General features: G+C 53.3%; 20 protein-coding genes. 14 read left to right on the top strand and 6 right to left on the bottom strand.

Going from position 1 to position 23172, the window contains the following annotated elements; translation table 11 throughout:
- Positions 1-4 precede the first annotated feature (4 nt).
- A complete protein-coding gene (locus ACQ0PY_RS17515) occupies positions 5-1033 on the bottom strand; it encodes an EpsG family protein (protein ID WP_446894158.1) in 1029 nt (342 codons plus the stop codon).
- A gap of 169 nt (positions 1034-1202) precedes the next feature.
- On the opposite strand from ACQ0PY_RS17515, the gene ACQ0PY_RS17510 reads away from it, so the two are divergent.
- The 8 genes from ACQ0PY_RS17510 to acpS all read left to right on the top strand — a co-directional run bounded on the left by ACQ0PY_RS17510 (position 1203) and on the right by acpS (position 8014).
- Positions 1203-1334, top strand: a complete 132-nt coding sequence (locus ACQ0PY_RS17510) for a hypothetical protein (RefSeq protein ID WP_446894157.1) — start codon at positions 1203-1205, stop codon at positions 1332-1334.
- A gap of 165 nt (positions 1335-1499) precedes the next feature.
- Positions 1500-3299, top strand: a complete 1800-nt coding sequence (gene lepA, locus ACQ0PY_RS17505; protein WP_042999780.1) for a translation elongation factor 4 — start codon at positions 1500-1502, stop codon at positions 3297-3299.
- A gap of 16 nt (positions 3300-3315) precedes the next feature.
- Positions 3316-4290 carry a signal peptidase I gene (gene lepB, locus ACQ0PY_RS17500; protein WP_042999781.1) on the top strand — a complete coding sequence of 325 codons (975 nt, stop codon included), beginning with the start codon at positions 3316-3318 and terminating at the stop codon, positions 4288-4290.
- Between the two features lie 273 nt (positions 4291-4563).
- Positions 4564-5244, top strand: coding sequence for a ribonuclease III (gene rnc, locus ACQ0PY_RS17495; RefSeq protein ID WP_042291512.1), 681 nt, complete (start codon positions 4564-4566; stop codon positions 5242-5244).
- Positions 5241-6146, top strand: coding sequence for a GTPase Era (gene era / locus ACQ0PY_RS17490; protein WP_042999782.1), 906 nt, complete (start codon positions 5241-5243; stop codon positions 6144-6146). Before rnc ends, era begins: the two co-directional genes overlap by 4 nt.
- Before the next feature lie 29 nt (positions 6147-6175).
- Positions 6176-6886, top strand: coding sequence for a DNA repair protein RecO (gene recO / locus ACQ0PY_RS17485; RefSeq protein WP_043001853.1), 711 nt, complete (start codon positions 6176-6178; stop codon positions 6884-6886).
- 16 nt (positions 6887-6902) lie between these two features.
- Positions 6903-7634 (top strand): pyridoxine 5'-phosphate synthase, encoded by a 732-nt coding sequence (pdxJ, locus tag ACQ0PY_RS17480; RefSeq protein WP_042999783.1) that lies wholly within the window; start codon positions 6903-6905, stop codon positions 7632-7634.
- Positions 7634-8014 (top strand): holo-ACP synthase, encoded by a 381-nt coding sequence (gene acpS / locus ACQ0PY_RS17475; RefSeq protein ID WP_042999784.1) that lies wholly within the window; start codon positions 7634-7636, stop codon positions 8012-8014. The genes pdxJ and acpS overlap by 1 nt, the downstream gene beginning before the upstream one ends.
- On the opposite strand, the gene ACQ0PY_RS17470 is transcribed toward acpS, so the two are convergent.
- Together ACQ0PY_RS17470 and ACQ0PY_RS17465 are read right to left on the bottom strand one after the other, a co-directional pair.
- Positions 8011-8271 carry a YfhL family 4Fe-4S dicluster ferredoxin gene (locus tag ACQ0PY_RS17470; RefSeq protein WP_042999785.1) on the bottom strand — a complete coding sequence of 87 codons (261 nt, stop codon included), beginning with the start codon at positions 8269-8271 and terminating at the stop codon, positions 8011-8013. The two genes, acpS and ACQ0PY_RS17470, sit on opposite strands and share 4 nt — an antisense overlap.
- Before the next feature lie 55 nt (positions 8272-8326).
- The gene (locus ACQ0PY_RS17465) at positions 8327-9175 is read right to left on the bottom strand and encodes a MurR/RpiR family transcriptional regulator (protein ID WP_042999786.1); all 849 of its coding nucleotides are present in this window, start codon (positions 9173-9175) and stop codon (positions 8327-8329) included.
- 116 nt (positions 9176-9291) lie between these two features.
- Here ACQ0PY_RS17465 and murQ point away from each other — a divergent pair, with 116 nt between their 5' ends.
- Genes murQ through tadA form a run of 4 tightly spaced genes read left to right on the top strand, consistent with a single transcriptional unit; the run spans position 9292 to position 12762 of the window.
- Positions 9292-10194, top strand: a complete 903-nt coding sequence (gene murQ, locus ACQ0PY_RS17460) for an N-acetylmuramic acid 6-phosphate etherase (RefSeq protein ID WP_109740524.1) — start codon at positions 9292-9294, stop codon at positions 10192-10194.
- Between the two features lie 2 nt (positions 10195-10196).
- Complete coding sequence (locus tag ACQ0PY_RS17455) at positions 10197-11561, top strand: PTS transporter subunit EIIC (RefSeq protein WP_042999788.1); 1365 nt, start codon at positions 10197-10199, stop codon at positions 11559-11561.
- A gap of 3 nt (positions 11562-11564) precedes the next feature.
- Positions 11565-12200, top strand: a complete 636-nt coding sequence (gene yfhb, locus ACQ0PY_RS17450; protein ID WP_042999789.1) for a phosphatidylglycerophosphatase C — start codon at positions 11565-11567, stop codon at positions 12198-12200.
- A gap of 43 nt (positions 12201-12243) precedes the next feature.
- Positions 12244-12762, top strand: a complete 519-nt coding sequence (gene tadA / locus ACQ0PY_RS17445; RefSeq protein ID WP_072011051.1) for a tRNA adenosine(34) deaminase TadA — start codon at positions 12244-12246, stop codon at positions 12760-12762.
- Between the two features lie 15 nt (positions 12763-12777).
- On the opposite strand, the gene mltF is transcribed toward tadA, so the two are convergent.
- The gene (gene mltF, locus ACQ0PY_RS17440) at positions 12778-14328 is read right to left on the bottom strand and encodes a membrane-bound lytic murein transglycosylase MltF (RefSeq protein ID WP_044253141.1); all 1551 of its coding nucleotides are present in this window, start codon (positions 14326-14328) and stop codon (positions 12778-12780) included.
- A gap of 261 nt (positions 14329-14589) precedes the next feature.
- Here mltF and purL point away from each other — a divergent pair, with 261 nt between their 5' ends.
- Positions 14590-18477 (top strand): phosphoribosylformylglycinamidine synthase, encoded by a 3888-nt coding sequence (purL, locus tag ACQ0PY_RS17435; protein ID WP_109740523.1) that lies wholly within the window; start codon positions 14590-14592, stop codon positions 18475-18477.
- 58 nt (positions 18478-18535) lie between these two features.
- On the opposite strand, the gene ACQ0PY_RS17430 is transcribed toward purL, so the two are convergent.
- Both ACQ0PY_RS17430 and ACQ0PY_RS17425 read right to left on the bottom strand, forming a co-directional pair.
- Complete coding sequence (locus ACQ0PY_RS17430) at positions 18536-20071, bottom strand: aryl-sulfate sulfotransferase N-terminal domain-containing protein (RefSeq protein WP_109740522.1); 1536 nt, start codon at positions 20069-20071, stop codon at positions 18536-18538.
- Between the two features lie 23 nt (positions 20072-20094).
- Positions 20095-21648, bottom strand: coding sequence for a bifunctional metallophosphatase/5'-nucleotidase (locus ACQ0PY_RS17425; protein ID WP_042999794.1), 1554 nt, complete (start codon positions 21646-21648; stop codon positions 20095-20097).
- 133 nt (positions 21649-21781) lie between these two features.
- Between ACQ0PY_RS17425 and ACQ0PY_RS17420 the strand changes: the two genes are divergently transcribed.
- Positions 21782-23029 carry an IS1 family transposase gene (locus ACQ0PY_RS17420; protein ID WP_109740521.1) on the top strand — a complete coding sequence of 416 codons (1248 nt, stop codon included), beginning with the start codon at positions 21782-21784 and terminating at the stop codon, positions 23027-23029.
- The last annotated feature ends 143 nt before the right edge of the window (positions 23030-23172 follow it).

Raw genomic sequence — 23172 nt, 5'->3', positions numbered from 1 at the left:
GTAATTATGTAAAAAGAATGCTCTCATAAGACAAGGATGTCTTTGTAGTATAAGTGATAAATATCATCACTATTATCATAGCGTAAACAGAAATCCTTTTTAGCCTTGAATTAGTGTATAAAACAGCCTGCGCGAGAATGAACACCATCAAGTAGAAAGGCATATAGCTGAACCTGTAAGATGATGGTGATGAAAAAATCATCGCATAAGGGATAAGCATTATATAATGAATAGTGACGATATTGTTATTTACATAATATCTAAATTTATACAATGCGTATGGTATAAGCGATATTACAAAGAAATAATACTTTATCCATCCGTTAAACATGTCTGATTCTTGGTATTTGAATGCTAATATTCTTGCTATTATATGGCTACCTAATCCCGCATCAGACAGTTTTATAAAAACGAAGTCTAGTAACTTAAAGTTTTCTGCAATGAATATGGCGATGTAAGCGTAGAAAGTTAGTTTTAAATACCTTGTGTTTAAATATTTTATTACTAGCGGAGCTACAAAGAAAGCCACGCAAGAAGCATGGATCATGCTAGCCATCGATACATATATCATAAATACAATAAGTCGCCCATTTGTTGTGTATCTCAATAGAGCGAATGTGGCGATAGCAAGCCCCAGCCCGTTTCTTATTCCGTTGGCAATAAGATCTACGCCGCTAATAAAAGAAACTGACATAACTATAGCCAGCGGAACGACTATAATCTTGTTGTTAATGGTATATGCTTTTGCAAGAAAAATGACGGTTAGTATTGTTACAATACTAAAAAATACCGACGGTGAATCAGTGAATACCGAAATTGTTCGTCCGATAATCGTGAACAGCGGCTCAAAGTCCCTTGTGGTCCACTTATCGTCAAGTGATTCGAACCATGACCAGTAAGCGTACGTGTCTGTACCTGTATCAATAGTTCTCATGCCGAACAGCACAACCATGAATACAAAAATAATTGGTAATGCTGTGATTGCTATGCCTGCAGACCGAAGTCCTTTCACAGTAATGGCAATTAAAAACATGAAAAATACCGACACCCCGTAAAGTGATGTCATGAAATTTGATATGTATTCCATTTTTATCTATTCGGATCATTCTGATGGGCACCAAAATACATAAAAACAACACAGTTCACAAGCCGATAGTCGGGATTCCGACCGCTACGCTGCCATACCCTCCCCATTAAACTAAGTGGACCCCACGGGGGTAAGGCGTGATGGCGAGGCGATAGAAGGGAGCGCGCTGGAAGAGGTGAAAGTTATTGGTCGTGTAACGTTCTTCATCAACCGCGCGCTGAGTGATGATGACTGCCCGGTGTTATAAAAGTAACGTAACATCGTATGTTAATGAAGAGATCGTATGCTGACGATTTCGGCGCTACAGTGTAATATGCACGCCAGTCATTGATGGGGTAGTTACTGTGGAATGTCCACCGCTGTGTCCATCAAGAAATAATTATCAGCATAGCGAGTTAAAAAATTCATATTTATGAAGAATATAAGAAATTTCTCCATCATTGCTCACATCGACCACGGTAAATCGACGCTGTCTGACCGTATTATTCAGATCTGCGGTGGCCTGTCTGACCGTGAAATGGAAGCGCAGGTTCTCGACTCGATGGATCTTGAGCGTGAGCGCGGTATTACTATCAAAGCGCAGAGCGTAACGCTCGATTTCAAATCCGCTGATGGTGAAACATACCAGCTTAACTTCATCGACACCCCAGGCCACGTTGACTTCTCGTATGAAGTTTCTCGTTCGCTTGCCGCTTGTGAAGGCGCACTGCTGGTGGTGGATGCCGGGCAGGGTGTCGAAGCGCAAACCCTGGCAAACTGCTACACCGCGATGGAAATGGATCTCGAAGTGGTGCCGGTCCTCAATAAAATTGACCTGCCAGCCGCCGATCCCGAGCGTGTCGCCGAAGAGATTGAAGACATCGTTGGTATTGATGCGACTGATGCCGTGCGCTGCTCGGCGAAAACTGGCGTGGGCGTGACCGACGTTTTGGAACGTCTGGTGCGTGATATTCCGCCGCCGCAGGGCGATCCGGATGGACCGTTACAGGCGCTGATCATCGACTCCTGGTTCGATAACTATCTCGGCGTTGTCTCGCTGGTGCGTATTAAAAACGGCACCCTGCGTAAAGGCGACAAAATCAAAGTGATGAGTACCGGTCAGACCTATAACGCTGACCGTCTGGGGATCTTCACGCCTAAACAGGTTGATCGTACCGAGCTGAAGTGCGGCGAGGTAGGTTGGCTGGTGTGTGCGATTAAAGACATCCTCGGCGCACCGGTTGGCGATACCCTGACTCAGGCACGTAACCCGGCAGAAAAAGCGCTGCCAGGCTTCAAAAAGGTAAAACCGCAGGTTTATGCGGGCCTGTTCCCGGTCAGCTCTGATGATTACGAGAACTTCCGCGACGCGCTGGGCAAGCTTAGCCTCAACGACGCCTCTCTGTTCTATGAGCCGGAAAGTTCTACTGCGCTGGGCTTCGGCTTCCGCTGTGGCTTCCTTGGTCTGTTACACATGGAGATCATTCAGGAGCGTCTGGAACGTGAATACGATCTCGACCTGATCACCACCGCGCCGACGGTTGTGTATGAAGTCGAAACCACCGCGAAAGAGACGATTTACGTCGACAGCCCGTCCAAGCTGCCACCGCTGAATAACATCTATGAGTTGCGCGAGCCGATCGCGGAATGTCACATGCTGTTGCCTCAGGCATACCTCGGTAACGTGATTACCCTGTGTATTGAGAAGCGTGGCGTGCAGACCAACATGGTTTACCACGGTAACCAGGTGGCGCTGACTTATGAAATCCCGATGGCTGAAGTGGTACTCGACTTCTTTGACCGCCTGAAGTCCACCTCGCGCGGTTATGCGTCGCTGGATTACAACTTTAAACGCTTCCAGGCCTCCGACATGGTGCGTGTTGATGTCTTGATCAACAACGAACGTGTCGATGCGCTGGCGCTGATCACTCACCGTGATAACTCGCAGAGCCGTGGTCGTGAGCTGGTGGAGAAGATGAAAGATCTGATCCCACGTCAACAGTTCGATATTGCGATCCAGGCGGCGATCGGGACGCATATCATTGCGCGTTCTACTGTGAAACAGTTGCGTAAAAACGTTCTGGCAAAATGCTATGGCGGCGATATCAGCCGTAAGAAAAAGCTGTTGCAGAAGCAGAAAGAAGGTAAGAAGCGGATGAAGCAGATCGGTAACGTTGAGCTGCCTCAGGAAGCGTTCCTCGCCATTCTGCATGTCGGCAAAGACAGCAAATAATCCTTAAGGAGTTGGCATGGCGAATATGTTTGCCCTGATTCTGGTGATTGCCACATTGGTCACGGGCATTTTATGGTGCGTGGATAAATTTATCTTCGCACCAAAACGTCGGGAGCGTCAGGCGGCGGTACAGGCTGCAGCCGGAGATTCACTGGATAAGGCAACGCTGAAAAAAGTCTCGCCGAAGCCTGGCTGGCTGGAAACTGGCGCTTCGGTTTTCCCGGTGCTGGCTATCGTGCTGGTTGTGCGTTCGTTCATCTATGAACCTTTCCAGATCCCATCGGGTTCGATGATGCCGACGTTGTTGATCGGTGACTTTATTCTGGTGGAGAAATTTGCCTACGGTATTAAAGATCCGATTTACCAGAAAACCCTGATCGAAACGGGTCATCCCAAACGCGGTGATATCGTGGTCTTTAAATACCCGGAAGATCCACGGCTGGATTACATCAAGCGAGCGGTCGGTTTGCCTGGTGATAAAGTGACCTATGATCCGGTCGCGAAAGAAGTGACTATTCAGCCGGGTTGCCGTTCGGGTCAGGCGTGTGAGAACGCCCTGCCGGTCACCTATAGCGATGTTCAGCCGAGCGATTTTGTGCAGACGTTTGCACGTCGTAACGGTGGTGAAGCCACCAGTGGTTTCTTTGAGATCCCGCTGAGTGAAACGAAAGAGAACGGTATTCGTCTGTCCGAGCGTAAAGAGACGCTGGGCGACGTGACGCACCGTATTCTGACCGTGCCGATTGCTCAGGATCAGGTGGGGATGTATTACCAGCAGTCCGGGCAGCCGCTGGCGACCTGGATTGTGCCGCCGGGCCAGTATTTCATGATGGGCGACAACCGCGATAACAGCGCGGACAGCCGTTACTGGGGCTTTGTCCCGGAAGCGAATCTGGTCGGTAAAGCCACTGCCATCTGGATGAGTTTCGACAAACAAGAAGGCGAATGGCCGACTGGCGTTCGTTTAAGCCGCATTGGTGGTATCCACTAATTGCCGCGAATCGTTCACGTTGTCGTCGTTATGACGGCAACGTGAATTATTTCTTCGATAAATCTGCCCAGGCTAACGACATCCCTCGTCGTTGTGTATAGAATATTCCCCCGAAGTTTCAGGTTGGCGCCTCCAGGCCGCCACGGCACACGAAACAGCGTTGGTCCCCCTATATGAGCGTACATAAGCTGCTTAACGCGGCCGGAAGGATGCTACATATATCAGGTCTGTTTCGTGTGCTGAATTGTTGACGCATTTATTTATTGGTATCGCATGAACCCCATCGTAATTAATCGGCTTCAACGGAAGCTGGGCTACACTTTTACTCATCAGGAGTTGTTGCAGCAGGCATTAACCCATCGCAGTGCCAGCAGCAAACATAACGAGCGTTTAGAATTTCTTGGCGACTCAATTTTAAGTTTTGTGATTGCAAATGCGCTGTATCACCGTTTCCCGCGAGTGGACGAGGGTGATATGAGCCGTATGCGCGCGACGCTGGTGCGCGGGAATACGCTGGCTGAATTAGCCCGCGAGTTTGATCTGGGCGAATGTCTGCGCTTAGGGCCTGGCGAACTGAAAAGCGGTGGCTTCCGTCGCGAATCGATTCTGGCCGATACCGTCGAAGCGTTGATTGGCGGGGTTTTCCTTGACAGTGACATTCAGACCGTCGAAAAGCTGATCCTCAACTGGTATCAGACTCGTCTGGACGAAATCAGTCCTGGCGATAAGCAAAAAGATCCGAAAACGCGTTTGCAGGAGTATTTGCAGGGTCGCCATCTGCCGCTGCCGTCTTATCTGGTGGTACAGGTGCGTGGTGAAGCGCACGATCAGGAATTTACTATCCACTGCCAGGTCAGCGGCCTGAGTGAACCGGTGGTTGGCACTGGTTCGAGCCGTCGCAAGGCGGAACAGGCTGCCGCCGAACAGGCGTTGAAAAAACTGGAGCTGGAATGAGCGACGAAAAAACCTATTGCGGATTTATTGCCATCGTCGGTCGTCCGAATGTTGGCAAATCCACGCTGTTGAACAACCTGCTCGGGCAGAAGATTTCGATCACCTCCCGTAAAGCGCAGACTACGCGTCACCGTATTGTCGGGATCCATACCGAAGGGCCCTGGCAGGCGATTTACGTCGATACCCCCGGTCTGCACATGGAAGAAAAACGCGCGATTAACCGTCTGATGAACAAAGCGGCTAGCAGTTCCATTGGTGATGTTGAACTGGTGATCTTTGTGGTGGAAGGCACCCGCTGGACGCCGGATGACGAGATGGTGCTCAATAAACTGCGTGACGGTAAAGCGCCGGTGATTCTGGCCGTCAACAAAGTAGATAACGTGCAGGAAAAAGCCGATCTGCTGCCGCATTTGCAGTTCCTGGCAAGTCAGATGGACTTCCTCGACATCGTACCGATCTCTGCGGAAACCGGGATGAATGTCGACACCGTCGCGGGCATCGTGCGCAAGCATCTGCCGGAGGCGGAGCATCACTTCCCGGAAGATTACATCACCGATCGCTCACAGCGTTTTATGGCTTCTGAAATCATCCGTGAAAAGCTGATGCGTTTCCTTGGCGCTGAACTGCCGTACTCCGTGACTGTGGAAATCGAACGCTTCGTGTCAAACGAGCGCGGCGGTTATGACATCAACGGGCTGATCCTCGTTGAGCGCGAAGGGCAAAAGAAGATGGTTATTGGCAACAAAGGGGCCAAAATCAAGACCATCGGTATTGAAGCGCGTAAAGACATGCAGGAAATGTTCGAAGCTCCGGTTCATCTTGAACTGTGGGTGAAAGTGAAATCCGGCTGGGCCGATGACGAACGCGCGCTGCGCAGTCTCGGTTACGTCGACGATCTCTAAACCTGCGCTCCGAACAGGCGACGAGTATGATGGAGGGCTGGCAGCGCGCATTTGTCCTGCATAGTCGCCCCTGGAGCGAAACCAGCCTGATGCTGGACGTCTTCACGGAAGAGTCGGGTCGCGTGCGTCTTGTTGCTAAAGGCGCACGTTCTAAACGCTCTAATCTGAAAGGTGCCCTTCAACCTTTTACCCCCCTGTTAGTCCGCTTTGGCGGACGTGGCGACGTCAAAACGCTGCGTAGCGCGGAAGCGGTTTCTCTGGCGCTCCCTCTGAGCGGTATCACGCTGTACAGCGGCCTGTACGTCAACGAACTGCTCGCCCGCGTGCTGGAGCACGAAACCCGCTTTTCTGAACTCTTTTTCGATTATCTGCATTGCATTCAGGCACTGGCGGGGGCTACGGGAACGCCGGAACCCGTGCTGCGTCGTTTTGAACTGGCGCTGCTCGGCCACCTCGGGTATGGAGTCGATTTCCTACACTGTGCGGGCAGCGGTGAGCCGGTGGATGACACCATGACCTACCGCTATCGCGAAGAAAAAGGCTTTATCGCCAGCGTTGTGATTGACAACAGCACCTTTACCGGACGCCATCTGCGGGCGCTGGCAGAACGTGAATTTCCGGATGTTGATACGCTACGCGCGGCGAAACGCTTTACCCGCATAGCGCTGAAGCCGTATCTTGGTGGTAAACCCTTAAAGAGCCGCGAATTATTCCGGCAGTTCATGCCGAAGCGAACATAAAATCACGAGGATTGTCATGGCTGAATTACTGTTAGGCGTCAACATTGACCACATTGCCACGTTACGTAATGCACGCGGTACTGCATATCCGGATCCGGTTCAGGCGGCATTCATTGCCGAGCAGGCGGGTGCTGATGGCATTACCGTCCATTTACGTGAAGATCGCCGTCACATTACCGACCGCGATGTCCGCATTCTGCGCCAGACGCTGGACACGCGTATGAACCTGGAAATGGCGGTGACGGAAGAGATGCTGGCGATTGCCGTGGAAACCAAACCGCATTTTTGCTGCCTGGTGCCGGAAAAGCGCCAGGAAGTGACCACCGAAGGCGGCCTGGATGTGGCCGGGCAGCGCGACAAAATGCGTGATGCCTGTAAACGTCTGGCTGACGCCGGGATCCTTGTGTCGCTGTTTATTGACGCCGATGACGCGCAAATCAAAGCGGCTGCTGACGTCGGCGCACCGTACATTGAAATTCATACCGGCTGCTATGCGGATGCGAAAACCGATGCGGAACAGGCGCAGGAACTGGCGCGCATCGCGAAAGCCGCCACCTTCGCCGCAAGCCTGGGGCTGAAAGTCAATGCGGGACACGGCCTGACCTATCACAACGTCAAAGCCATTGCCGCACTGCCGGAAATGCACGAGCTGAATATCGGTCATGCGATTATCGGTCGTGCGGTGATGAGCGGGCTAAAAGACGCCGTCGCGGAAATGAAACGTCTGATGCTGGAAGCGCGCGGCTAATGGCCATTCTTGGATTAGGCACTGATATCGTGGAGATTGCGCGCATTGAAGCGGTGATCTCCCGTTCCGGTGACCGGCTTGCCCGACGAGTGCTCAGCGCTAACGAGTGGGCTATCTGGGAAACGCACCAGCAGCCGGTGCGTTTTCTGGCAAAACGCTTTGCCGTCAAAGAGGCGGCGGCGAAAGCTTTTGGTACCGGTATTCGCAATGGGCTGGCATTTAATCAGTTTGAAGTGTTTAACGACGAACTTGGTAAACCGCGCTTGCGGTTGTGGGGAGAGGCGTTAGCGCTGGCGGAAAAACTAGGCGTTGCGCATATGCACGTAACGCTGGCCGACGAACGTCACTATGCCTGCGCCACGGTCATTATCGAAAGTTAGATTTTATCGGCGTGGTGCATCTGGACAAATTTGTCCCACAGTTGTTCTTCCGTTTCGACATGTGCCGGGTCTTTGAGGATCGTATTGGGGATCGGGCACACCTTCTGGCAGGTGGGCGTGTCGTAATGCCCGACGCACTCGGTGCATTTGTCGCTGTTAATCTCATAGATGCTGTCACCCATCGAAATGGCCTCATTTGGACATTCGGGTTCGCACATATCGCAATTGATGCATTTTTTCGTGATTAACAGGGCCATCAGGAAACTCTCAAAACAACACAAATCGGGCGGGCATTATACGCGCATTCCTTGCTCAGACCAGTTTTTTTACCAGCGCCTCGCTGTGGCGAATACGTTCAGGTGCGTGCTCCAGATCCTGCTGTACCAGCGCCATAAAAAGCAGATCGGTGAGCATCATTTGCGCGTGGGTTGAAGAGATCGCCGCACTGCGGGTGGCCTGTTCTTCCGCGATGGTATACAGGCAGTGGCTGGCGCGCTGTTGAAGCCCATTAGGGGTGAAACCCGTGATCGCCAGGATCTGCCCGCCGACGCGTAAAGTCTCTTCTGCCGCCAGGTTTAGTTCCCGACGTTCGCCGCTGTAGGAAATCGCTAACAGCAGATCGTCCGGCGTCAGCGCCTGAACCGTGGCCAACAGCGCATGCATATCGCGCTCAACAATAGCGTTCAGGCCGATTTTCATCAGCTTCCAGGCAAAATTCTGCGCTACCAGGCCGGAGGCACCAATCCCGGTTAACACGATCCGACGGGCGTTACGCAGCATCGTCACGCTTTCGCTCAGCTTCTCTTCCGTGTTGACATCCAGCGTGGCATGCATCGCCGCCACATTCTCTTTGATCAGTTTCTCGCCGACCAGACGCAGGGGATCGTCGCCACGGATCTGGTTATGCACTGGCACCGAATGCGGGTTCGGATTGCTGACCAGCGCTTCGCTGATCGCCAGTTTCAACGCCGGGAATCCCTTATAGCCGAGCTTTTGTGCGAACTTCACCACGCTCGACTGACTGACGCCCGCTTCGGCGGCCAGTTGCTGAGAGCTAAGGTGGCGGGCAGTGTCGGGTTGTATCAGAAGATAGTCCGCGAGTTTTTTATCGCTCTGCGCAAATCCCGGGTAGCGCTGTCGGATGCGAATTAAACAGTTCATGGTCTCTCCTGACGAAAACGTGATGGCGGCGACAAAATGAAATTTCACTCGCCTGCACGAATATTATATTCCATTATTGGTCGTTAATATGAATTAAAAATTCCTGAGGAGCAAACATGAATCTCGGCGCTTTAGTATCAGAAACCCGTAATCCGCAAACAATGGACCTCGACGCGTTATCAACGCTGGATCTGGTTCACCGTTTTAATCAACAGGATACGCTGGTAGCGGAAGCAGTAAAAGCAACATTGCCCGATGTTGCGAGCGCCGTCGATGCCGCGGCTGAAGCGTTAAAATCCGGTGGTCGGATTATCTATATGGGCGCAGGGACCAGTGGGCGACTCGGCGTGCTGGATGCGTCTGAATGCCCACCGACGTTTGGCGTTCCTCATGGTCTGGTGGTGGGGCTAATCGCCGGTGGTCCGGGAGCATTGCTGAAAGCCGTTGAAGGGGCAGAAGACAACGCGCAGCTCGGTGAAGACGATCTTATTGCCCTGAACCTCGTGCCGCAGGATCTGGTGGTTGGGCTGGCGGCATCAGGGCGTACGCCGTATGTCATCGGTGGACTGAAATATGCCCGCAAAACGGGTTGTACCACGGTTGCTATCTCCTGTAATCCGGACTCGCCGATTGCGCAGGAAGCGGATATTGCGATTTCACCCGTAGTAGGGCCTGAGGCGCTGACAGGCTCAACGCGTCTGAAATCCGGTACCGCGCAAAAGCTGGTGCTCAATATGATCTCCACCGGGGCGATGGTGAAGTTTGGCAAGGTGTACCAGAACCTGATGGTGGATATGAAAGCCACCAATATCAAACTGATGGACCGCGCGTGTCGAATGGTGGTTGAAGCCACAGGCATTGCCCGCGGTGAGGCGGAAACGCTGCTCAGACAGACCGATTTTGACGTGAAACCGGCCATTCTTATGGCGCTGAGCGGTTTCAATGCTGATGCGGCGCGCGAAAAACTGGCCGCCCATCAGGGATTCTTACGCGCTGCGTTAGCTGATTCATCGAGGTAATTATGGATAAGATGGCGACCCTTGCCAGCGATATTCTGCTGGGAATAGGCGGAGAACAAAATATTCTGCGTCTGGAAAATTGTATGACGCGCGTCCGGGTGGAAGTGAAAGACGATACGCTGTTGGATATCCCGCATCTGAAACAGCTACCGGGCGTCAGTGGCTACGTGAAGCAGGGGGCGCAGCATCAGATCATCGTCGGGCCAGGAAAGGCGGCAAAGGTCGTTGATGCCATGCGAGCGCTGTTGGCGCAGGGGAGCGCGCGCCCGGCAGTCGATGACATTGAGCGCACGAAATCGCAGGCCAAAGCAAAGTACAAAGCGCCGATGAGCGATGCGCTACGCAAGCTGGCGAATGTTTTTATTCCCCTGATCCCGGCGTTTATCGCCTCCGGTTTAATCACCGGCATCATTAACATTCTCAAACGCCCGGATATCGTCGGCGATTTCGCCACCCATTACCCCAACATGCTGGGGCTGATGGGGATATTCGGCAGTGCAGTTTTCGCCATCATGAACATTCTGGTGGGGGTGAATACCGCCAAAGTCTTCGGTGGTTCGCTGGCGATGGGCGGCGTGATGGCGGGCATTCTGTCGAGTCCGCAACTGGCGCAAATTACGCTGTTTGGTGAAGCGCTCCAGCCAGGCCGTGGTGGGGTGATTGCCGTGCTGCTGGTGGTGGCGCTGATGTGCTGGATCGAGCGTAAATTCCGCGACGTGTTACCCGGCTCGCTGGAGCTTATCCTCAATCCGCTACTGACGACCATCATCACCGGCTCGATTGCGATTGTGGCGCTGCAACCGCTGGGCGGCTGGATTTCGGAGTCAATTGCTCACGGCGCGTCCTGGGCTATCGATCGCGGCGGCTTTCTGGTCGGCGCGGTTCTGGCGGGAACCTTCCTGCCACTGGTGCTGACGGGGCTGCATCAGGGGCTGGTGCCGATTCACGTTGAGCTGGTGCAGGCGCATGGCTATAACGCGCTCTTTCCCATTCTGGCGATGGCGGGCGTCGGGCAAGTGGGCGCGGCAATTGCCGTGCTAATGAAAACCCGTAACGCGCGGTTGAAAAAAGTGATTAAGGGGGCGTTACCGGTGGGATTACTCGGTATTGGCGAACCGCTGATTTTTGGCGTCACGCTTCCCCTGGGCAAACCGTTTATTGGCGCCTGTCTTGGTGGCGCAGTAGGCGGAGCGCTGATCAGCTACTGGAAGGTCGCCACCGTCATCACCTTCGGTATTTCCGGATTACCGCTGGCGTTAACGATTGTTGCCGGAAAAGTGATGTTCTATCTGTTAGGCTATTTAGTAGCAGTGATAGCCGGGTTCCTGTTTACCTGGCTGTTAGGATTCAACGATCCCGAGGAGTAAGGTTTGACCAATCACGCGCGTCGTGTCGTTTTTTTTGATTTGGATGGTACGCTACATCAGCAGGATATGTTTGGCAGTTTCCTGCGCTATCTGTTGCGTCGCCAGCCGCTGAATGCGCTGCTCGTGCTGCCGTTGTTGCCCGTGATTGTCGGTGCGTTACTGATTAAAGGACGCGCTGCGCGCTGGCCGATGAGTCTGCTGCTGTGGGGATGTACCTTCGGCCACAGCGAGGCCAGTCTACAGGCCAGGCAGGCCGATTTTGTTCGATGGTTCCGACAGAACGTTACGGCGTTTCCTCAGGTACAAGAGCGTCTGACCACCTATCTGCTCAGCTCCGATGCCGATATCTGGCTCATCACCGGTTCGCCGCAGTCGCTGGTGGAACAGGTTTATGTTGATACGCCGTGGCTGCCGCGCGTGAATTTGATCGCCAGCCAGATGAAGCGGGGGTACGGCGGTTGGGTGCTGACCCTGCGCTGTCTGGGGCATGAAAAAGTCGCACAGCTGGAGCGTAAAATCGGCACGCCACTGCGCCTTTACAGCGGCTACAGCGACAGCAATCAGGACAACCCGCTGCTCTATTTTTGCCAGCACCGCTGGCGCGTCACGCCTCGTGGAGAACTCCAGCAACTGGAATAGTTGAAAGACGAAGGGTATCGCGACCCTGTATAATGCGCCCGCAATGATTACCGGAGTAACCCCTTTGTCAGATGTTGAATTTAGTCACGAATACTGGATGCGTCATGCGTTAACGCTGGCGAAGCGCGCCTGGGATGAACGTGAAGTCCCGGTCGGTGCCGTATTGGTGCACAACAATCGCGTGATCGGTGAAGGCTGGAACCGCCCGATTGGCCATCACGATCCCACCGCGCACGCAGAGATCATGGCGCTACGTCAGGGCGGCCTCGTCCTGCAAAATTATCGTCTGATTGACGCGACGCTGTATGTGACCCTTGAGCCGTGCGTCATGTGCGCTGGCGCGATGGTGCACAGCCGTATCCGCCATGTGGTGTTCGGCGCGCGCGATGCAAAAACCGGCGCTGCCGGTTCGCTGATGGATGTTCTGCATCATCCGGGAATGAATCATCGCGTTGAGGTCACTGAAGGAATATTGCGTGAGGAGTGTGCGACGCTGCTCAGCGATTTCTTCCGCATGCGCCGTCAGGAGATCAAAGCGTTGAAGAAAGCCGCAAGCCAGTAGGCATTGCGGTTCTGTTTACTCTTTGTCCTCTTTCTTCTGCGGTAAACGCAGCAGCGACGGCGAGTGCGTCAGATAACTGGATGACGATTGCGACAGGAAGGCGGCGAGTGGTCGCCGCTGTTTGCCAAATTCCGTTGGTGAGACGACCGGATACTCTTGTGCCAGTTTCATCTCTTCAGCCAGTTGCTTTTCTTTCTCCTGCAAATAGCCCTGCAGGCTTATCTGATATTTACGGATGTTTTCAACGTAGGCGTAGGCCTCATGTCCGCGAGCATAGCCGTAGGTCAGCTTGCTGTAATACTGTTTTTGACTGAGCAACGGCAGACGCTGTTTGACGTCAGCCCAACTGTCCGGGTTTCCCTTCGTTTTGGCTGTCAGCGCACGCGCATCAAGCATATGCGCATAACCCATGTTATAGGCCGCCAGCGCAAACCAGATACGCTCGTTCTCGGGTACGGTGTCCGGCACTTTACTCATCATGTCCTGTAAGTAGCGTGCTCCACCGCTGATGCTCTGCTCAGGATCGGTTCTGTCGGTCAGACCGAGACTTTGTGCGGTGTTTTTGGTGAGCATCATCATGCCGCGCACGCCGGTTGGTGATGTGGCCTGCGGATCCCAATGCGATTCCTGCCAGGAGATCGCCGCAAGCAGCTGCCAGCCAATCTCCTGGGCGTGTTTTTCAAACAGCGGTTTCAGGTCGGGGAGCATGGCATCAACCGCGCGCAGAAAGGTGCGGGTATCGACATAGTCAAAATCATCGCCGTGCCCCAGATATTTTTCTTCGAGACGCGCCAGGGAGCCGTCCTCATTCATGCCGTTGAAGAAATCGAGCAGGGCGGCAGACAGCGTGTTGTCATCATCCAGCTGACTAAACCAGGTCACCGGCTGTTCGTCGGTGATATCCAGCGCAACAGCAAGTTCGGGATGAACGCGTTGGTAGAGGCTGATGGCGACAGAGTCGGCAATGGTGTAATCCAGCTGTCCGGCAATCACCGCATCCAGCAGTTCCGTTGAGCCTTTTTTCTCATCGATCCGCCAGCTCAGCTCAGGGTATTTTGTCTGTTTCAGCGTTTGCAGATCGTTTGCCACCACGTGTCCCGGCGTGATAGTGAGTTGACTTTCCGTCACGCTGCCCAACGTACGGGGACGATACTGACCCACTTTGTAGACCAGTTGCTGGGATACCGAATAGTAAGTCGGCCCTGGCTGATAGTTTTTCACTCGTTCACTGTTGTAGACCAGCCCGGCCGCCAGCAGGTCGGCGTCACCATTATCCAGATCGTCAAACAGCTGGCTGATGTTCTGGCGGACGGTAATCTTCAGTTTTACCCCCAGATAGCTGGCGAACTGCTGCGCCAGCTCGTAATCGAGCCCGTACGGCTTACCGTCGAGTTTCGCCCAGGTGAGCGGCGACTCAATTGTGCTCACGCGCAACTCTCCCCGCGACTGGATCGCGGCGATACGATTATCGGCTTTACCGAACCAGGGGATAGAGGGCCAGAGGGCCGCCGCCAGCAGCAGCGTCAGTATGCCGATGAACAGATAATTAATCTTTAATTTTTTCAATTAGTTAATTCTCTGAACCGTGCGTTGCCTCAGGATGGGAAAAAGAATAGAAAGGCCAGGAGTATTCATCAATGAGCGGCATTTTGCTTAAACTTGCGCCAGTTGGCAACTAATTACAGCCATTGGCAGCATCGTATGACAATAACGGCGTTGGATTTTATTTCGACGCAAACGGTTTCGTCGGCGGCTCAGATTCTTTATAATGACGCCCGTTTCCCCACTTGGGCACACCGAAAGCTTAGCTTAGAAGACGAGAGACTTATGATGGAAATTCTGCGTGGTTCGCCTGCACTGTCCGCATTCCGTATTAACAAACTGCTGGCACGTTTTCAGGCTGCCAACCTCCAGGTAAGCAATATTTACGCCGAGTACGTCCATTTCGCTGACCTGAACGCTCCGTTGAACGAGGATGAGCACGCGCAGCTTGCCCGTCTGCTGAAATACGGTCCCAGCCTGAGCAGCCACACCCCGGAAGGGAAACTGCTGCTGGTGACGCCGCGCCCTGGCACCATCTCCCCCTGGTCTTCCAAAGCGACAGATATCGCCCATAACTGCGGTCTGCAACAAATTGACCGTCTGGAACGCGGCGTCGCTTATTACGTTGAGGCCTCCACGCTAAGCGCTGAGCAGTGGCAGTGGGTTGCCGCTGAACTGCACGATCGAATGATGGAGACGGTGTTCTCTTCGTTAACCGATGCGGAAAAACTGTTTGCTCACCATCAGCCGGCGCCTGTTGCAAGTGTTGACCTGCTGGGTGAAGGCCGTCAGGCGCTGATTGATGCTAACCTGCGTCTCGGTCTGGCGCTGGCGGATGACGAAATTGATTACCTGCAGGACGCGTTTACCCGACTGGGGCGCAACCCGAACGACATCGAACTCTACATGTTTGCGCAGGCGAACTCTGAGCACTGCCGCCACAAGATTTTCAACGCCGACTGGATCATCGATGGCAAGCAACAGCCGAAGTCGCTGTTCAAGATGATCAAAAACACCTTTGAAACCACACCGGACCACGTGCTTTCCGCGTATAAAGATAACGCGGCGGTGATGGAAGGGTCTGAAGTGGGGCGTTACTTTGCCGACCACGCGACCGGTCGCTATGACTTCCACCAGGAGCCGGCGCACATCCTGATGAAGGTGGAAACCCATAACCACCCGACGGCGATCTCTCCGTGGCCGGGGGCGGCGACTGGTTCCGGCGGTGAAATCCGTGATGAAGGGGCAACCGGACGCGGCGCGAAGCCAAAAGCCGGTCTGGTGGGCTTCTCCGTTTCTAACCTGCGCATTCCGGGCTTTGAGCAGCCGTGGGAAGAAGACTTCGGCAAGCCAGAGCGTATTGTGACCGCGCTGGATATCATGACTGAAGGCCCGCTGGGCGGCGCGGCGTTTAACAATGAATTTGGTCGTCCTGCGCTGAACGGCTATTTCCGTACTTACGAAGAAAAAGTGAACAGCCACAATGGCGAAGAGCTGCGCGGCTATCACAAGCCGATCATGCTGGCGGGCGGGATCGGTAACATCCGTGCCGATCACGTACAGAAAGGCGAGATCGTCGTCGGGGCGAAGCTGATCGTTCTCGGCGGTCCGGCGATGAATATCGGCCTGGGCGGCGGCGCGGCTTCCTCGATGGCCTCCGGCCAGTCTGACGCGGATCTTGATTTTGCCTCGGTACAGCGTGATAACCCGGAGATGGAACGCCGCTGCCAGGAAGTGATCGACCGCTGCTGGCAGTTGGGTGACGCCAATCCGATCCTGTTTATCCACGACGTTGGCGCCGGCGGTCTGTCGAACGCGATGCCTGAACTGGTTAGCGACGGCGGACGCGGCGGTAAATTCGAACTGCGTGACATCCTCAGCGATGAGCCGGGTATGAGCCCGCTGGAGATCTGGTGTAACGAGTCCCAGGAACGTTACGTGCTGGCTGTGGCGGCAGACCAACTGCCGCTGTTCGACGAGCTGTGTAAGCGTGAGCGCGCGCCGTATGCGGTAATTGGTGAGGCGACCGAAGAACAGCATCTGTCGCTAAACGATCGTCACTTCAACAACCAGCCTATCGATCTGCCGCTTGACGTACTGCTCGGCAAAACGCCGAAGATGACCCGCGACGTTCAGACGCTGAAGGCGAAAGGTGAGTCTCTGGATCGTGCTGACATCACCATTGCGGATGCAGTTAAACGCGTTCTGCATCTGCCGACGGTGGCGGAAAAAACCTTCCTGGTCACCATTGGCGACCGTACTGTGACCGGGATGGTGTCTCGCGATCAGATGGTCGGTCCGTGGCAGGTGCCGGTGGCGAACTGCGCGGTGACCACCGCCAGCCTCGATAGCTACTACGGTGAAGCAATGTCGATCGGCGAACGTGCGCCAGTGGCGCTGCTCGACTTCTCCGCTTCTGCCCGTCTGGCGGTCGGGGAAGCATTGACCAATATCGCGGCAACGCAGATTGGCGATATCAAACGCATTAAGCTTTCCGCTAACTGGATGGCCGCAGCCGGTCACCCGGGCGAAGATGCCGGTTTATACGAAGCGGTGAAAGCGGTCGGTGAAGAACTCTGTCCGGCGCTGGGTCTGACGATTCCGGTGGGTAAAGACTCGATGTCGATGAAAACCCGCTGGCAGGAAGGCAACGAACAGCGCGAAATGACCTCGCCGCTGTCGCTGGTGATTTCCGCTTTTGCTCGCGTGGAAGATGTGCGTCATACCATCACCCCGCAGCTTTTTACTGAAGACAACGCGCTGCTGCTGATCGACCTGGGCCGTGGCCACAACGCGCTGGGTGCGACGGCGCTGGCGCAGGTATACCGCCAGCTTGGCGATACGCCGGCAGATGTGCGTGACGTCGCGCAACTGAAGGGCTTCTACGACGCGATGCAGGCGCTGGTGGCGCAACGTAAACTGCTCGCTTATCACGACCGTTCCGATGGCGGCCTGCTGGTGACGCTGGCGGAAATGGCCTTTACCGGTCACTGTGGGGTGCAGGCGGATATCGCCGCACTGGGCGACGATCGTCTGGCGGCGTTGTTCAACGAAGAACTTGGCGCGGTGATTCAGGTTCGCGCAGCGGATCGCGAGGCGGTGGAAGCACTGCTGGCGCAACACGGTCTGGGCGATTGCGTACATTACCTGGGTCAGGCCGTCACGGGCGATCGTTTTGTTATCGAAGCCAACGGTCAGACCGTCTTCAGCGAAAGTCGCACGACGCTTCGCATCTGGTGGGCCGAAACCACCTGGCAAATGCAGCGTCTGCGTGATAACCCGGAGTGTGCCGATCAGGAGCACGATGCGAAAACCAACGATGCCGATCCGGGCCTTAGCGCGAAGCTGACCTTTGATATTAATGACGATATCGCCGCACCGTATATTGCGACCGGTGCGCGTCCGAAAGTGGCGGTACTGCGTGAGCAAGGGGTGAACTCTCACGTCGAAATGGCTGCGGCGTTCCAGCGTGCAGGCTTTGACGCGATTGACGTGCACATGAGCGATCTGCTCGGTGGCCGCACGGGTCTGGGTAACTTCCAGGCGCTGGTGGCCTGCGGCGGCTTCTCTTACGGCGACGTACTGGGCGCGGGTGAGGGCTGGGCGAAATCAATTCTGTTCAACAACCGCGTGCGCGATGAGTTCGAAACCTTCTTCCATCGTCCACAAACGCTGGCGCTGGGTGTGTGTAACGGCTGTCAGATGATGTCGAATCTGCGTGAACTGATCCCGGGCAGTGACCTGTGGCCGCGCTTTGTGCGTAACCATTCGGATCGCTTTGAAGCCCGCTTCAGCCTGGTTGAGGTGACCCAGAGCCCGTCTCTGTTGCTGCAGGGCATGGTCGGGTCAATGATGCCTATCGCCGTCTCGCACGGAGAAGGGCGCGTTGAAGTTCGCGACGCAGCCCATCTGGCGGCGCTGGAAAGCAAAGGTCTGGTCGCACTGCGCTTTGTTGATAACTTTGGCAATGTAACGGAAACCTACCCGGCTAACCCGAACGGCTCGCCGAATGGGATTACCGCTGTCACCACGGAAAGTGGTCGTGTGACGGTGATGATGCCGCATCCGGAACGTGTGTACCGTACCGTCAGTAACTCATGGCACCCGGAAAACTGGGGTGAGGACGGTCCGTGGATGCGTATCTTCCGTAACGCCCGCAAGCAGTTGGGATAAACCTTCTGAAACAGAAAAACCCGGTGAAATAAACACCGGGTTTTTTTACTGAACGGTATCAGTTGTTCGCGGTATCAAACCCAACGTTGATCAGAGCGGTGAGTTCATTGCTGGCAAATAGCCTTGCCCGGTAGCATTCTCCAGGAAACTCCGGATAGCCATCCAGTGAACAGATAAGATCGTAAATCGTTGCAATGAAATTCCCGCTGGCGTCGCTGATAAAGAAAGAACGCGCGTGGTTGGTATAGATAGTGTAGTTGTCATTGTGATCAAAAACCGCCCCCATGAAGTCCGTTACTTGTGGGACACGGGCTGATGCCAATGAAATAGGTTCTGCTGCTTTCGTGATGGTTCTGGCCGTTAAATCAACGGCGTAAAACAGAACACGAGCTTCCAGGGTTTGATACTGCTTTGCAGCGTCTGCATCCGCGTCGATAGGGCGGATAACAGGCTGACCATCAGACGTTATGCAAGAGCGGTTATCAAAGACAGAAAGGACAAACTTCCCTGCGTTGTAATCTGTGAGACTGGAAAATGCGCTATTACTGGTGACTAAAACGGTATGGCCGCCGTTTTCATTATCGCCAATTCCGGTTGTACTGATATTTATAACCGATTGATCTGCAGGGAATTGTGGGTTGAAACCGCCAGTATCGATTGTCCAGAGAATCCGGCCATCTTCTGGCGATACGCCAAAAGTAACCCCGGCTGAACGGGTGTGGACAATAATAGCCTCACTGTTTTCAGAGCCTGCTGGGATCCAGGAGAGTGAGTTAAGATGCGCATCATTGGTTGGGCTATTATTCAGAATCGAGGCGTTATCGAAGGCGCGAGTGTAATTTTTGGCCCAGATCATTTTCCCCGACTGTTCATTGAATTTTAAGATCCAGGCATCCTGTCTCATTGTAGATGTCGAACGATCCGGTATATCGTTACCGATCATATAAAGGTTATTTGCCGAATCCCAGGCTAGATCGTGCGTATTTGCGTAAAGATTGCCATCACTATCGCGTAAATCATATTCAAGGATTTCATTGCCAAGAATATCAATTTTAAAGAAGCGACGGCCATACCAATGTTCGTCCTCGTCGCTACCTATGTAAAAATACCCATCGTGCGTTCTTAACATTTGGTTGCGATAAGGTTGCGCGAAATAACAGCGGAGGTCACCGTTTTGGTCATAACCATCGCAATTGGTTGTCATTAACCAACTGTTTCCCCACACACTGGCAAATTTTGCGGGATCGTTTTGCTCAATGTTAAGATGAAAAATGGTCGCTTCACGATAAATTTGATCGCGTGTGCTAACCTGGATCGTACTGTTGAAAATTTCATTCCCCGCCTGATTTTTGAAAATGACCTGAACCTGGTTGTTATAATTAGCGTAAAGGCCAATCACCGGGATTTTTATTTCTGTCGTGGTATCGTCAATCAACTCGCTTGACGTGAAAGAAAAGTCTACGCTTGTCTGACTTGTCGTCCTTTTTAACACGGTATATGAAAATGTGGCTGGTACGTCCAGTTGAAACTTGAGCCAGGCAGCAAGCTGATTGTTTGCCGGAGCGAGCACTGTTCCAGTATAAATAATTGCCATAGTATCCACCTGATTAAATAAGATTAGTGTTTGACTTCACTTACGCGCATTTCATTGACTTGCTGAGGGTCGATGACGTTGCCTTTTTTCAGGTAATCAATCACCGCATCGGAGAGGTTATATCCGCCGCGGACCTGCTTATTTTTACCGTCGGTAAAAGCCATAAAACCATCACCGCCCGGCGCGAGGAAACTGTTGGTTGCCACGCGATAGGTTTGCGTATCGACAATGTTTTTGCCGTTAAGTGTAAATGTCGTCACGCGCTGGCCGACCGGTTTACGCGGGTCGTAGCGCATTTCAGCGCCTTTCGACATCTGTAATACGCCGTTGCTCAGCGACGCCCCATGCTCCATCAGATTGCGTAATGATTTACCCGTTAAATCCATCACGGTCAGTTCATTAGGGAACGGGAAGGCGCTAATAATATCGCCAAGCGTGAGGGGGCCAGGATTGAGATCGGCGCGTAAACCGCCCGAATTGGTCAGCGCAAGTTGCGCATCAGGCGCGGCGAACAGCATGGCATCGGTAAACAGGTTACCCAGCGATGAGGACTCCCCATAGGCCCGGGTCAACGCAATCGGCGTTTCACCCACTTTTTGGCTCACGGTTTCCGCGAGCTTTTTGTTCCAGCCATCAATCACCTTCTGCGTGACCGGATCGGGTTTCCATTCATCCGCATAAATTGTTTTCAGTTCAAAGCTTTTAACCGTGTGACGATGGTTTTTTGTGTTGACATCCAGCACCAGTTTACCGATATCAATGCCACCGCTGTCGGTCGAGAGGATGAGGGTATTCCCCACTTTAATTGGTTCTGGCGTGCCAACATGCGCATGGCCAGTAATGAGAAGATCGAGGCCTTTGACCTGTTTTGCGGTCTGAATATCCTTATCCAGCGCACGTCTGACGTCCGCATTGCCGATGCTGGACTGGCGCGCCGGTGTGCCTTCGTGCATTAACGCGACGGTGATATCCACTTTTCCACGCAGCTCATCCAGATAGCGCTGTAGATACTTGACTTCATCACGCGCTTCAATTCCCTGGCGCATGGCTGACGACACCGTATCGTCGAAGGCAAACACACCGTGCAAACCGATGACACCGATTTTGACGCCGTCTTTTTCCACAATAGTGTACGGTTTATTCCAGAAGGGCAGAGTGCTGTTCTTAAAAAAAACGTTACCCAATAAAATAGGGAACGTCGCCTGGCTGAACTGCAAAAGGGTATTATCCCAGCCATGGTCAAATTCATGATTCCCGACAGAGGCCGCATCCACCGACATTGTATTCATTATATCGATAATTGCTTTTCCTTTAGTCAGGCTGCTTATATATGGACCGGTAAAATAATCACCGGCATCAAAATAAAACGTCGCCTTATTTTTAGCTTTTTCCTGTTTAACCAGTGTGGAAATATTAGCAAAACCGCCAATCTCCCGTTTACCTTCAGCAATATACGGCAGTTTATACGGTTCAACGTGGGCGTGGAGATCATTGGTATAGATGACGGTAACATCCTGCGCACAGGCATATCCCGCATATCCAGCGATGAGTAACGAGGCAATCAAGCGTTTTTTCATTGTTTATCCTTAACGTATAAATGAGAGTGCTATTGTCGTTTCCGCTTGCCTGGATTTTGTGAGGCTCCTCACGACAGTAAATCTGAATAACCGCCAGAGTTATTCGACTGACAAAATCAGTTGGTCGAGTGAAATGGAAATCCAGGACAAAATACATCTCAATGTTTGTAAAAGTTGGTCGTGCCCCAATCTCGGCGTGGCGGAATCGGCTGACTATCTTTATCCCGTTTATCGTCTGGGGTATGCGGCGCTGGAATGCCAGAAATGTGGCAGTCTGCCCCCCTTATTTAATGAGCGTGAATTTAACCACTGGTTTGCACGGTTAATAAAAAATAAACCGTCCGCAACCGGAACAGAATGTCCGCACTGCTCTGCCAGCGACGTGATTCGCTATGGGCGAACGCAGGCAGGTCATAGTCGATTCCAGTGTCGTCTTTGTCGGACGGTTTTCACTCCCCGACAGACGAAGCGCTGTTTCGAACGCACCATCGAGCCGTTTCTCTTGCGACTTCAGCAGGGTGATTACGCGGCAGAAACCACGCAATATCGACTGCTGGCGAAAGCAGTTAACTGGTGTGAGCAGCAAGCGCATCATGCTAACCGTGATGTGAAACGCGTTGCGACAAAGGTTCTGGCGTTGCCTTTCCAGGGACAGGCGGCAGAACAGCGGCTGTATGTGGTGATCAGCGCTGATGCCTGTTCTGGTCATATTCTCCAGGTCACAACTAACTACTGTGATGAGGCGGTAGGTGACTCTTTGCTTTATACCGGTTCGGCGAGTCCTGTGCCGCAAATGGCGCATGAGTGCTCGGTGGAGTCCCTTCGCTGGCAGGAAATGCAGTTCATGCAAAGATGTCAGTTTGATGAAATTCACTATGGCAGTGCGCGACTGAAAGGCAACGATCGCGGGTGTATCCTTCGCCCTGCGATCGCGATTCACGGTCATTTCCAGCGGTTGAAACGGCGGTTTCCTGCTATCACCGATCACTACCTGGCGCACGAGTGTGTGCTGCGTGGCGCAGCGATTACGGCCTGGTCAGCGGAAGTACAGCGTGGTACGACGAATCTGTGGTTTGTGCTGGAAGATGCCAACCCGCCATCCGGGACAGAGGCGGAGTACAGGCTGACAGGCAGGTGGAACATTGGGTGGTGGAACAATGTCTGGCAGCGGTGGAGTTGCGGCGGAGCGGATAAGATCGTCTGCTCATTAACCGGGCAAAAGCAGGCCGGGAACATTGCTCCGGTTTCTCTGCGCGCCAGCGATGTCTTTGTTCGCTGGCTGTATACGCACCCGTGGTCCTCGGGTCAGTCAGGATTAGGGCCGAAGGTGTTGAGCCGGCATGTCGTGTGCCTTGCGTATCTTTATAATCACTATCGTTAATTTGGTCTGTCGGGAATTCACGACAAATGCGCGCAAGGGGTGTCTCCAAAAAGAGACATATAACTTGTTGATTTTTATGGGGCTAAATCCATTGCGTTTAAGGTGTTGCTAATTGGCGACAGTTTGTATGAAAGTCGTTCACT

Source organism: Citrobacter sp. LST-B2 (assembly GCF_057983045.1).
This window is presented reverse-complemented; position numbering and strand designations above follow the sequence as displayed.